Origin of the sequence: Zavarzinella sp. (assembly GCA_041399155.1) — a bacterium.
GTDB lineage: Bacteria > Planctomycetota > Planctomycetia > Gemmatales > Gemmataceae > JAWKTI01.
This window is the reverse complement of the sequence record JAWKTI010000002.1, coordinates 82,605-95,129: the sequence shown is the minus strand read 5'-3', so window position 1 is coordinate 95,129 and position 12,525 is coordinate 82,605. Positions and strand designations below refer to the sequence as shown.

Genomic DNA, 12,525 nt, shown 5'->3' with positions numbered 1-12,525 from the left:
GGATATGTCACCTGCCGATGGTTGCGAGATTGCTCAACGCTACATTGCCAGATTACTGCAGGAAAGAGCACTGGGCAAATCCTTGCCAGCGACTGAAGTATGCTGTCGAGCAAGTGGCGATGCGGAACATAAGGACTACTACGAACCACGCGAACCGCACTTGATCGAAGATGGCTGGTCCGACGATCATTTCTTGCAGAGTTGAAAACGGTTAACCGGATTTCAGGGTTGGTAGAACGGATGTGCGGGAATCGCCCACCTTGATTCGTTTAATCAAAGATGCCGCAGCTTTCACCATTTAACAGAGAGTACAGATTGACAACAATATGATGTTGCTAGCGGCAATTCCAATTCAAGGGCGTTCAGCCATGATTCCTCACTTCACTTGCTTCACTTCTACTTTGTGCTTGCCGTTGGCATCATGCACAATGATCGATTCCACTGGTTTTGCAGCTTTTGCTTCAATTTTTACTTCAAACTTGGTGATTACCTGCAGAGCAATTCCGTCTGGACGTTTCTGGGTAAATTGAAACTCGGGTGGGTAGATATCGATCGGTAATACTGTCAGTTCGTTTTTCCAGCCGGAAGTGTTGTTCATGCCTGTGGCATAAACTGTTAATTTGTCGCCCGCTTGCTCCGCACGGTACATGGCGACCGGATTGGCTTCTTTATTGACAGGCTTCTCTTCAATACGCTCAACTGCATGCACTGGGGAAGTGAATCCCAACAGAAAACCGGTCAGAACCACAAAAGCAAAACTGTTCTTTTTCATGAGATTACTCCTGGCTGTAAAGATGTGCTTGCCTGCCGGCCAACCATCATCCAGACAGGCACCTGAGAAATAATACCATGGTAAGTGGGTAATTCTTAAAGAATTTTCCATCTTTTCTCTCACTCTGTGTGGGTTTTCAGTGCCCCACTTCGAATGGTAACCAGTTGTTACAATGGTTGATAAGCAGGCTGTTCGCAATAAGGAAAAATCGATGTCTGATGAAGCTTCTGCAGGTGGGGCGATGGTACCCGTGCCACCTTCGGTTAAACCGCAGCATATCCGGATGGAGTTCAATCCGGCTAATGTCACCACCACCTACTGCAATCTGTTTCGCGTGGGAGGCACTTTTGAAGAGCTGATCATCGACTTTGGCTTTCATTCTGGTCTGATTCTGGGTGGGCAAGTAGAATCTGCAAAGTTCAGTCAACGGATTTTAATGAGTTATCCTTCTGCCAAACGTCTGTTAAGCAGTCTGACTGCTGCCATCCGACAGCACGAAGCAAGTTTTGGAACCATTGAAACAGAACCGGGCAAACGCACCAAACAAAGTTAGGGAATTCCTGTGTCCAATACTTTTAATGAGAAAGTTTTCATTGTTGGGATCGGTGGTGATGGGTTCAGCGGTCTGACCCAGCGTGCCCGCGAGATTGTGCTTGCGGCGGAAATTGTGTTTGGATCTGCGAACGCACTGCAACTATTGCCGGAAATTACTGGCCAACCGGTGGTCATTGGCAGCGACCTGCGTGGCATCACCGAGCAATTGCAGCAGCAGTTTGGCAAAAAAACAATGGCGATCGTCGCCACGGGGGACCCACTCTTTTATGGTGTGGCACGTTATTTGTGCGACCGGCTCGGCAAAGAACGCTTCGAAGTACTCCCCCACGTCAGCAGTATGCAACTGGCATTTGCCCGCGTGAAAGAAACGTGGGAAGATGCCTATCTGACCGATTTATCCAGTCGATCGCTGGATGATGTGCTGAATCGCATTCGCATCGCGGAAACGGTGGGGCTGTTTACCAGCGATACCTACCACCCGGCACGGATCGCGCGGGAACTTCTCACCCGCGGTCTGGACTATTTTCGGGCCTATGTCTGCGAAAATCTGGGTGGGAAAGACGAGCGGATTACCCAGGGGGAACTGAATGAGATTCAATCGATGCAGTTCGACCCACTGAACGTGATGATTCTGCGTCGCAAGCCGGGTAAGCCGGATTCTGCCAGAATTGTGAAGCAATTGATGCGATTTGGTAATCCGGACGATGTTTTTGCCCAAAGTCGCCCCAAAACGGGCCTGATCACCCAGGCAGAGGTGCGGGCAATTGCCCTTGCTCAACTGGATTTGCAACCGGGCACCATTTTCTGGGATGTCGGTGCTGGTTCCGGTTCGGTGGCACTGGAAGCCGCCCAACTGGTGCACCCAGGGCGGGCGTTTGCCATCGAACAGGATTCTGCCGACTACCACCTGATTGTTGCCAATGCGGAAACGTACGGGGTCTCCAATCTGCAGGCGGTTTCGGGCACCGCACCAGCAGTTTATGAAGATTTGCCCACCCCGGACGCAATTTTTGTCGGTGGCAATGGTGGGGAAGTTGCCCGCCTGCTTGAGGCATCTTACAGTGCTTTACGATTCGGCGGTCGACTGGTAGTAAACGTAGGAACACTCGAAATGCTGAATTCGACTTATCAGGTGCTGAAACGGCTTGCAGGTGATGTGCACGTGCTACTGATTCAGATTTCCCGAAGTGTGGAGCAATTGGAAGCAATTCGGTTTGAAGCGGTCAACCCGACTTTTTTACTAAAAGCGATCAAAACAGGTGTTTCCAGCCAGAAAACAGGCTGATCCTGAAAATTGTTGCAAAAGCAAATTGACACGCGGCGAGAAATCGGCATACTCAAAGCGAGGTTATTCTGGGGTTTTTTGAAAACGATGGCAAAGTAGTGCCCACCCTTGAACCGATCTCTATAATAAACTAGGTTAATGCCCACCGTGGGCAGACGCATCAGTGGACGATTCCTTTCCCATCATCGTCTGACTGTTTGCATTGTGGCATTTGCCCATAACTTATCCGTCTGACAACCCTTTGTGCGGAGGGCCAGATATGTCGAGTCAACCTCATCATTTTTCGGATGCCGATGATACCAATCATGGTTCGGTTCTGAAAACTGGTCGCCGCATCTTCAGCGGCTTTGAGTCGCTATCTTCCGAAAAATGCCTGGAAATGTATCGACTGATGGTGCGGACACGTGCTTTGGAAGAACGCACCATCAAAATGTCCAAGTCTGGTGAAGGCTATTTCTGGGTAGGTGGGCCGGGCGAAGAGGCATTCAATGTCGCACTTGGCTTGCAGGCGAACATTGGCAAGGGCCCCAGTTTCGACTATTTCCATCTGCACTACCGCAACGCTGGCACATTGCTGGCGATGGGCATGCCGATGATCGACCATATCCGACAAATGGCGATGACTGCCACCGATCCTCATTCGCGTGGCAGAAATTTTGTGGGACATTATGCGGTTCCCGCCTGGAATGTGGTGCCGGTAACCAGTGTGATTGAAGTGCAGTATACGATGGCACCCGGTACCGCCAAAATGCAGAAACGGGTTCCGGATGGTACGGGTGTATCCATTGTTGTGGGTGGGGATGCAGGTACTGCAGAAGGTGATTTTGCTTCCTGCATGATCTGGAGCAGCCGACCGGGCGATGAATTGCCTGTTCTGATGGTGGTTACCAACAATCGCTACGGAATTTCTACCCCAGCCAGCACCCAGCATGGCGAAAAGCGAATCTGCGACCGTGGGGAAGTTTTTGGCATCCCCGGCGAACTGGTGGATGGCAACGACCCTATTCTCGTCTGGCACGCACTGGAGCGTGCATTTGAATATTGCCGAAAAGAACGTCGGCCTTTCCTGCTGGAAGTGGAAGTTTCCCGCCTTCATGGGCATTCCTCATCCAGTGGTGCCAGTCGCATTCAGCACGAGCCAGACTGTGTCCGGTTGTTTGAACGGAAATTGATCGACGCGGGTGTCATTCATCAGGAACTGGCCGAAGCGATCTACCACGAGGCACTGGAAGAAGCGAGTGCCGCAGTGGAAAAAGTGGCTTCTGAACCACGCCCCACGAAAGACGATTTGTACAGTCACACCTACGCACCCAGCAGTGTCGACCAGATCTACCCGACCGATTTCACTGGTTTGCCGGGCGAAAATTAGTTCTTGATTGCAATTTGTTGTCTAAACCAATTTCACATCCAGCCGGATTTTCAATCTACAGCGCCAGCAAAGCAGGCCTCGATGCGGTTCTTTTCGCATCTGGTGGTTTGCGCTAACGAATTTTCATTGATTTTTTCTAAACAACACAGGAGAAAAGTATGCCAGCTTATGTCGTATTCATTCGAGAAAAGACGATCGATCAGTCGGAACTGGAAGCCTATTGGGCACGTGTTTCTGAAACTCTACACGGCCATCCATTAAAGGTGCTGGCTGCTTATGGCAAGCATCTTACGCTTGAAGGACCAGAAGTTGAGGGGATCGTCATCGCTGAATTCCCGACTTTGGAAGAAGCCCGTGCCTGGTACGAAAGCCCAGCCTATCAGGCTGCTGCCCAGTATCGACATCGTGGTGCCGTCTATCGGGGCTTGATTGTTGAAGGGGTATGACTGGCTTGTGTGCCACCAGTTTCCAGCCGGTGAGCACGAACAAGAAAAGTCAGTGGCAGGATACCACTGCCATGTATTTGCCCAGGAAAGAGCGGTTCAGCGTTGAGCCGAGTTATCAGGCACGTATCAGGAGAAGTTCGAAAGAACAATTACATTCAAGTAAATCGTTCAAATCATCCAAGCCTAGAAGTATTCGTAACCGATCATCAGGGTGATCCGGCCGTCGGATAACTTGCGGATGTTGGTAATGAAAACCGGCTTCCCACCGGTTGTTGATTTGCTGGATGGGGTGGTGTAGGGGGTGAACGAATTGTTGGCCTTGCTGGGGAATGGAACTGCTTCCGGATAGCGGCCTGGGCCATCCGCCGTAGTGATACCGTGGGATTCCATTAAGAGCGGTCTGCCACCCTGCACATGCCAGATCAAGAGGCCTTCTGCAGGCAGGCTTTTATCAAATCCGGCTTGTTTGCGGACTTCCAGCAAATAGTATTCGCTGCCATCGGGTTTCGTCAGAACTTTGATACACTGTTTGTTGTCCGAATTAATGTCGGACAGAATCAACTTCTGTGGCGTGGTGGGATCCACCAGCACGGGTTCTACCCAGCCCATCTGCTCTTTCGACCATGCACAGAAGTGCTGTGGGCGCCCACCTGGGGCCTGATTGGACATCGCACACCACCGACCAACACCTTCCATCCCCGGATTTTCCGGTCGTGCGTACAGATCGGGCAAGCCAAGCATATGGCCAAATTCATGGCAGATGGTGCTGATATCGGCCATATTTTCACCACCTTCCGGGCAGATGAAATAGGAGTAGCGCTGCCCACCATAGCTCAGGCTGGAGCGGTGGGGCCAATACAATCCACCTCGATTGGTCTGTACGCGACGGCCTGCATACATGAAAAAGATGCCATCAAAGTCTTTCATGGCATCGCGGCCTTCTCTCTTCACCAGCACATCCAGTGCCTCGCTCAATAAAGCAGTTTTCACTCGGTCGCTGGTGTATTCATCGCGTTTCTTGCTGACGACGACTGGTTCAAAAACTTTACCCTTCACCGAAACTTTGCCGTATGACTGTTCCATGTAGTAATCGTTCATGCTGCCATAGACGGTCTGGCCGGTGACACTTTTCTGGTTGTATACCCCCTTGCTGAACAGGGCATCTTCCCAGTTTTTGGCACTGATTTTCTTGTTAAATTCGACATCCGGATAAGCAATTTCAATCACTGCCAGATTATATACCGGTTTGCGAAACGTGGTATTCCGCCGAGTATCCCAGCCCCCACCTGGCTGTGGGCGTTGGCCACCTGTCTGTGAGGCCAGCGTTAGTTTTACCTTTTCTTCTTTCGTGCCACGAACGTAAACGAGTTCCACCGAGTCACCCGCACGTTTGTCAGTCATCAACTCAGTCAGGCTATCCACGTCTTTGGTGGGTTTGCCATCCACTTTGATCAGAATATCGCCTTCTTTCAAGCCAGCCTTCTCGGCGGGAAGCCCTTCCGTAACGCTGGAAATCAGGATGCCGCTGTTCACTTTTTCCGTGCGAATACCAATCATCCCGCGGGAGCTGCCACGCGGGGTTCTGCCACCGGTGGTGGGTGCGTTGGTGTATGGCTTGGAAGCGGTGCCCAGTTTCACGGTGCTTTCCAGTTTTTCAGGCCCACGCTGGATAACCAGTTTCAGATCCTCCCCAGGCTCCTTAGTCAGCAGAAAATCGCGTAAACTATTCAGGGGAAATGACTTACCATCAAAGCTGCGAACTTCATCACCTGCTTTCAACGTGCCTTTTGCGGGCGAAATCGGATCAAGGTCTACTACCCGTAAGGCACCAGGTGTTTGTTCAAACAGCACACCCAGGTAAGCGGGCTGACCAGAACTTTCCACTTTCGTTCCAGGTGGGGCTAATTTGGTCGTCTTTGCCTGAGTTACCGGTTTATATTCCGAAAGATCAAAATCTGCGATCAATCTGGGTTGTGGTCCGGTTTCTGGATCGGCATGTACCACCAGTGGTACGAAAAGTAGCAGGTAAATCGCTCGCACGGTGAATCCCCAAAAAAGATGAGAAATGTGACTTCTGACCTATTTTGTAGTCGAGTAAAGATTAAAAGTTGATGGGAAATACCAACTATCTTCATGAATGGCAGGAATCAGGCAAAAAAAGTGGTAATCAGACCCCATAAAATGAGAATTTACTCATAACATGCCAGTTCGCGTGGGTTACGAAAACTTGTCTTTCAGATACATAATCAGGCTGAGAATCATGCCCAGAAATACGCAAATCAGCCACACAAACCAGGCAAAGCGGTACAGGCGGGTTTCCGGCTGCATCGTTGCGGCGTAACGTGGGAGAACTTCTTCTGTTTCTTTTGCTTTTTCATCAACATTTGCAGTTTTCATCGCACTCCCCCAGCCCCACGTGGGGTGTTTTGTCGGGTTACTTCATGCACTTTCCAGTATTATCGGTTTTCTGCACTACTTCTCTCCTGACCATAAAACAGGGATAACGACTTTTTGTTGGCTTGGTTCTGCCAATTCCACAATTATTTTGCCTTCTTTCAATGCAGATTTGGTGGTATCGACGGAAATCAGCCCGGTTGCCATCGTGCCTGGCCCCGGTTTCCAGCTACAGGTTACCCCAGGGTGGTCGCTGGCGATACTTTTAATGATAATTTTTTCATTATTGGGGGATTTCAAACGAAAGACGGCATCTGCACGCACCTGATCTGGCTCCAGCAGCAAATCCAGTTCTTTCGGATAGACACTGACACCCGCATTCGGTGCGGTCACGGTCACCCGCAGGGGGATCAACATTTCTGCATAATCGCTGTCATTGGTGAAAATGCTCACTTCACCCGTGTAGGTTCCAGGTGGGCATTGTTCTCCCACCACAATTTCGACTTGCTGGTCTGGTTTTCCTGTCACCAGTTTGGCCTCGACACCCAAAATAGAGGTACTGGCCCGTGTCACCTGAAGTCCTTTCATGCGACTATCTTTCACGGATAAAGTACCTGTCAGTGGGCGACTCCCACTGAGTGCCAGGGAAATTGGCTCGACTCGGACTTCTTTCACGATTTCGGCCCGCAATGAAAGAATCAGTTCCTGGGTTGCCCCACCTGCTGTCACGGTGCGAACCACAAATTTCCAGAGGTGCTTCCCTTCGGGTTGAGCAAGGGCGTTAATTCCCAACTGAATCGTGGTACTGTCTCCTGCACCTAAGGTCTTACTGGCAATAGACTTACGAAAACAGTTGCAACTGCCTGCAATCTCCGTAATGGAGCACGACTCCTGGCTGGCATTCTTAACTTCAAACGAATGTACAACAGTGGATGTGCCACGCACCTTCCCCAGATCCACGTGGGCTTTGTCGCACACCAGGCCAGAGGGGGTCATCCCCAGACACATAAGAAGAATGTAGCTGTTCATGCCGCACGGCATAACCCAGAATGGCGATATTTGCAAGTGGGAGTACCACAGGCGTTGACGGAAGATGGGAACTGGGTACCATTAGGATAACTTTTACGTCAACCGTGGCATCTCAAATGATTCAAGGTAGATATTCTCGATGAATGAGGAAGAAGATAATCAGCCGAAACAACATCGGGCATCTCCTTACAGCGGACTTCCTGCATGGCAGCCACGGCCAGAAGTGTATGAAGAGTATGAATGTGAGAGTTGTCGAAAACCTTCCCGCTTTACACGGCTATACATTCTGAATTATCTTTTCTTTGGGATATTTTTTTTCGTTCGGCAGTCGAAGGGGTTTTTCTTTTGCCCACCATGCATGCGGAAAAAAATCCTGTTTGGAATTGTGCCTGCCCTGGTGATAGCAACTGTTTTGAGTCCTTTGATCTTGATTGTCTGGACAATGGCATTCATCAAAACTTTTTCGAAGGTGCCATTTCAAGAAGGAACTTGAACAACTGTAGAATGGTGGGAAATGAAATTACGGATTAACCACTTTGATCGTTTTCAGTTTTTCATCGCACATGTGCATTTCAACGGCGGCTTTATTAAAGACCTCGTCGGATAATTCTTTGCTGAAGACTTTCATCAAATCGATGTACTGCTGGTCATTCACGAATTCCGGCTTCATCACCATCCGGAACAGGTACACATTGTCTCGTTTATCCAACTGTACTGATTTTCTGACGCCATCGAAAAAGCCACCCTTCACCAGGTAATTCCCCAGTGCATTCGCTTCGTCTTTCGTAACTTTCGAGGTGTAAAACAGCTCCCCGCCGTTAAACATTAATTTTGTGCCATAATTGTTGCATCCACTGAACGTGAAGGCTGTTACGGCAATTCCAACCAGAAGTAATTTTTGTAAACAGGCTGTCATTGTGGTTCCCAACGAAAAAAAGAAGTAGTTTTCTCCAACTGCGATAATTCTATCAGCAAATTCAAAGTGCACGAATGAAGATGAGGGGAGAAAGTGTTATTTTGCCGATTGGCTTGTGCCATGAAGGGGCCAAAAGACAATGAGACTTAACAGAGCCCTGAATCAGATTTACGTTTACTCTAAGCGTGCGTTCACTGGAGTGATCTGGCTACTGTAGTAATCGGCAATCTGTCGCACTGTGGTGTTGGGATCCTGCGTGGCGACTCGTTTTGTGTCTTCCCACAATTCCCGTTCTTCTCGACGGGCGGCAACACGCACCGCACCTGCACGCATAGCGGGGTCGTGATCGCTGCAAAGCCTTTGCAGCCAGACACTTACATCGCGTTCACTATCGTACAATAATTCCACCAGCAATCGGTGCCGTGCGTGCATGTCCGGCGACGAATACAGCCGTCCCAGATGGATATCGCGGTACGTTAAACCCCGACTCTTCAGTGCCACCGTACATAATTCCTGCACCTGCTGGTCTTCATCGTGCAGATAAGTCACCAGTTTTTCAACCGGAACCAGTTTTGTGGGGCCAACGGCCAGCATTGCCCCACGTCGCACCTTCGGTTCCGGATCATCCAACAGTGGGACAACAGTCCCCGGTTGCTGAATTTTTTCATGAAGGCAGAGAACGATTGCCTGTTCCCGCAGCACCACAGAATCGGTCAACACCCACTTGGCCATCGTTTGGCGTGCCACCTCAACGCCAGTGGGAGAATATTGGGCCAGTTTTGTCAGAAGTTCCACACTGGCGACTTTCCCTTCCAGCGACCATTGATCGTGTTGCTGGGGGAACTGTTCCAGCAGTAAATTTGCCGTATCTTCTTGACTAGTAAAGGTTTGCAGCGAATCAGCAGCCGCTTTGCAGGCAAGTGGATTGTTCGACTGCAATAATTCCAGCAGCACAGGAACAGCGGGAGCCCCACGTTCAGCAATTTTCCCCACGTGGTGCTGGGCGTCGGCCAGTTCGGTCGCTGCTTTCACTTTTCGCACATGGTGCCAGGTTTTGATGCTGGAATACTGCCAGATCGAAACACCCACCGCTATGAGAAGGATGAACAGGCCGGAACGGATGAATATATTGCTATATCGCGATTTGGCAGTTTTTGTGCTGGTCATGCTCTCATCCATGAGAAAATTCCCATTTATTTTGGCAGATTGGGATATCTAGTGAAAATAAATGATGCTGTTTGCATCGTTTATCCCCACTTGGAAGTGTAATTCAGATCCGAATTTGCCACAAGTGCAGGTCGTGCTGGATTTTCATGTTTATCTCATTCTTTCGATTCAGTCAAAAATATGCTTGATCTCACACATATCTGTGGGAAGATAGACTCTGTTTCTACAGGAGATACATCAATGAAACACTACCGAAACTTCTTGTTAGGTTGTGCAGCATGCGTGTTGGCAGTGCTGCCAGCGAACGGTGCCGAAGGAATGAAGAAAGGAACGCCGAAACTGGCTTCCGCAACAGCAATGGCATTCGCCCCAGACGGGGTTCTCTTTATTGGCGATGGTAAATCGGGTAAACTGGTTGCCATTCAAACCACCGACAAAGCCACCATGGCTGCCGCAGCGGTCAACGTGGAAAATCTTCCCGCAGCAATTGCCTCTTTACTGGGCACTACCGCTGAAGGGATTGTCATCAACGATATGAAAGTGCACCCCACCAGCAAGAAAGTGTACTTTTCCGTTTCGCGTGGTCGTGGGCCTGATGCCGCTTCCACCATTATTGTGGTAGGCAGCGATGGCAAACCTACCGAAATGTCTTTAACCGATGTGATGTTTGCTGAAGTGCAATTGTCTAATTCTTCCGCAGGCCGTGGCGGAGAAGCAATCACCAGTATTTCCTTTGTGAAAGACAGCGTGATTGTGTCCGGTTTAACCACCGAAGAGTGGGCTTCGAACCTGCGAACCATTCCCTATCCTTTCAAAGCATCTGCCAAAGGTGCTGGTGTAGAAATCTATCACGGTGCCCACGGCAAATACGAAACCAAGGCACCCGTGCGAACCTTCACCACCGTTGAAATCGATGGCAAAACCAACGTGCTGGCTGCTTACACCTGCACCCCACTGGTGAAGTTTCCGCTCGATGAAGTCAAAGATGGCGCCAAAGTGAAAGGCAAAACCGTTGCTGAACTGGGCAATCGTAACCGCCCACTAGATATGATCAGCTACAGCAAAGATGGCAAAGGCTTTCTGCTGATGGCCAACAGTGCTCGTGGTGTGATGAAAGTCAGCCTTGATGGCATTGAAAAGATCGAAGGAATCACCACCCGCATCAATGGCGTGGCTGGTTTGAAGTACGATTCACTGGCAGATTGGAAAGATGTTACCCAATTAGACAAACTGTCTGATACTCAGGCGGTGATCCTCAGTGGCACCAGCTTGAAGACTGTCGAATTACCATAATTTCCTGTTGGGCGTTTTTATCTCCCCCACATATCTGGTGGGGGAGTAAGCAATTTTACCTTTCTGTTGTGGGATACTGCCGGAGTTGTCCGGCAATCAGGATACTGATCATCATTGAAGCTGCTGCCAGCAGCCCCATGGTGCCATAACCCAGCAGCTTTCCACCTGATGAATCTCGAATAATCAGCCCACCTAAAATACTCGCAATGCCCATCCCTGCGTACTGCAGTGCGGTTACCAGGCTCATAAATCCGGCACGGATCTGCGGTTTCACCATATTGGTGGTCAGTGCACTACCTGGCACCATACGACCCGAAGTAAATACCATGAAGCCACTGGTGACCAGAAAGACCATTCCCAGCGAACTTTGCCCCAGGTGGGTGAAAATCAGCGAAAAAATGACGGAACCGAAACAAACCACGCGAAACACAACTAATTTGCCAAAATGATCCGAAAGACGACCAATCAAATTGGTGGTAATCAATGTGACGCACCCCGCCACCAGATAAACATACTTCAGGTGGGTTTCTTTGGTGCCGATGTTTTTTGTGGCATAGTCGGCAATGAACGGAATCACCATGAAACTGCCAAAGGTCAAAGTCAGGCTGAACAGATACGCCCAGTAATACCGAGGCACCCGTACGAGATCGATGATCCGGCTTTTCGCATCGGGATGCTGTAAATGCTCCCGCATTGGCGGCATCACAAACGCGGCAAAGATCCATATCAGTGCCGCCCCACCTGCAATGACCAGAAACGGTGCCCGATACCCTGCATTTTCTGCGATTAACAGCCCCAATGGGACACCAGCAATACTTGCCAGTGCAAATGAGGACATCACCAACCCAATGGCGGTCCCACGCCGTGAGTCCTGAAAATGATCGCCGATAATGGCCATAATCGCCGATCCCACCACCCCACCAAACAAACCGGCAACTGAGCGTGCCGTGAGCAGCATTTCAAACGATTCCGCCAGTCCGCACCAGGCGGTTGCCAGGAGAAAACCGCCATACAGCACCAACAGTGCTGTTTTTCGGCTCATCCGATCCAGCCAACTGGATGCAATAATACTTCCGATGAAGGCGGTAATCCCATAACTGGCAACGACATAGCCAAATTGATTAGGATTTAATGAGAGCTGACTTCGCAACATGGGTGCCAGTGGCATCATGATGACAAAATCGAGTAGACTGGTGAATTGGATTGCCGCCAGAATCAGAAGTAATTGCCATTCTTTCCGAGTAAATCGAATCTTTTTGCGTTCCGATGATGGTGCGGCCTCCATGTAACAATTACTCC

General features: G+C 49.9%; 13 protein-coding genes. 6 read left to right on the top strand and 7 right to left on the bottom strand.

Features of this window, described 5'->3' with window-relative positions; all coding sequences use genetic code 11:
• The first annotated feature begins 4 nt into the window (after positions 1 to 4).
• Entirely contained in the window at positions 5 to 205 is a 201-nt protein-coding gene (locus R3B84_10450; GenBank protein MEZ6140980.1) for a hypothetical protein, read from the top strand.
• 171 nt (positions 206 to 376) lie between these two features.
• Here the strand turns inward: R3B84_10450 and R3B84_10445 are convergent, their stop codons facing one another.
• Complete coding sequence (locus R3B84_10445; GenBank protein MEZ6140979.1) at positions 377 to 883, bottom strand: hypothetical protein; 507 nt, start codon at positions 881 to 883, stop codon at positions 377 to 379.
• A gap of 100 nt (positions 884 to 983) precedes the next feature.
• On the opposite strand from R3B84_10445, the gene R3B84_10440 reads away from it, so the two are divergent.
• The 4 genes from R3B84_10440 to R3B84_10425 all read left to right on the top strand — a co-directional run bounded on the left by R3B84_10440 (position 984) and on the right by R3B84_10425 (position 4,427).
• Positions 984 to 1,325 carry a DUF3467 domain-containing protein gene (locus R3B84_10440; protein ID MEZ6140978.1) on the top strand — a complete coding sequence of 114 codons (342 nt, stop codon included), beginning with the start codon at positions 984 to 986 and terminating at the stop codon, positions 1,323 to 1,325.
• Positions 1,326 to 1,334: 9 nt separating this feature from the next.
• Positions 1,335 to 2,612: a precorrin-6y C5,15-methyltransferase (decarboxylating) subunit CbiE gene (cbiE, locus tag R3B84_10435; protein MEZ6140977.1), complete on the top strand. Its 1,278-nt coding sequence runs from the start codon at positions 1,335 to 1,337 to the stop codon at positions 2,610 to 2,612.
• A gap of 259 nt (positions 2,613 to 2,871) precedes the next feature.
• Entirely contained in the window at positions 2,872 to 3,981 is a 1,110-nt protein-coding gene (locus R3B84_10430) for a thiamine pyrophosphate-dependent enzyme (GenBank protein MEZ6140976.1), read from the top strand.
• Between the two features lie 158 nt (positions 3,982 to 4,139).
• Positions 4,140 to 4,427 (top strand): DUF1330 domain-containing protein, encoded by a 288-nt coding sequence (locus R3B84_10425; protein MEZ6140975.1) that lies wholly within the window; start codon positions 4,140 to 4,142, stop codon positions 4,425 to 4,427.
• A 183-nt stretch (positions 4,428 to 4,610) separates the two neighbouring features.
• Here the strand turns inward: R3B84_10425 and R3B84_10420 are convergent, their stop codons facing one another.
• From R3B84_10420 to R3B84_10400, 5 genes are all read right to left on the bottom strand, one after another.
• Positions 4,611 to 6,467 (bottom strand): M6 family metalloprotease domain-containing protein, encoded by a 1,857-nt coding sequence (locus R3B84_10420; GenBank protein ID MEZ6140974.1) that lies wholly within the window; start codon positions 6,465 to 6,467, stop codon positions 4,611 to 4,613.
• Positions 6,468 to 6,644: 177 nt separating this feature from the next.
• On the bottom strand, positions 6,645 to 6,824 hold the full coding sequence (locus R3B84_10415) for a hypothetical protein (GenBank protein MEZ6140973.1): 180 nt from the start codon (positions 6,822 to 6,824) through the stop codon (positions 6,645 to 6,647).
• A 75-nt stretch (positions 6,825 to 6,899) separates the two neighbouring features.
• Positions 6,900 to 7,817, bottom strand: a complete 918-nt coding sequence (locus R3B84_10410) for a DUF1573 domain-containing protein (GenBank protein ID MEZ6140972.1) — start codon at positions 7,815 to 7,817, stop codon at positions 6,900 to 6,902.
• 553 nt (positions 7,818 to 8,370) lie between these two features.
• Positions 8,371 to 8,766, bottom strand: coding sequence for a hypothetical protein (locus R3B84_10405; GenBank protein MEZ6140971.1), 396 nt, complete (start codon positions 8,764 to 8,766; stop codon positions 8,371 to 8,373).
• 174 nt (positions 8,767 to 8,940) lie between these two features.
• Positions 8,941 to 9,933, bottom strand: coding sequence for a hypothetical protein (locus R3B84_10400; protein ID MEZ6140970.1), 993 nt, complete (start codon positions 9,931 to 9,933; stop codon positions 8,941 to 8,943).
• A gap of 240 nt (positions 9,934 to 10,173) precedes the next feature.
• Here R3B84_10400 and R3B84_10395 point away from each other — a divergent pair, with 240 nt between their 5' ends.
• Positions 10,174 to 11,226 (top strand): hypothetical protein, encoded by a 1,053-nt coding sequence (locus R3B84_10395; GenBank protein MEZ6140969.1) that lies wholly within the window; start codon positions 10,174 to 10,176, stop codon positions 11,224 to 11,226.
• Positions 11,227 to 11,281: 55 nt separating this feature from the next.
• Here the strand turns inward: R3B84_10395 and R3B84_10390 are convergent, their stop codons facing one another.
• Positions 11,282 to 12,511 (bottom strand): MFS transporter, encoded by a 1,230-nt coding sequence (locus R3B84_10390; protein ID MEZ6140968.1) that lies wholly within the window; start codon positions 12,509 to 12,511, stop codon positions 11,282 to 11,284.
• Between the last annotated feature and the right edge of the window lie 14 nt (positions 12,512 to 12,525).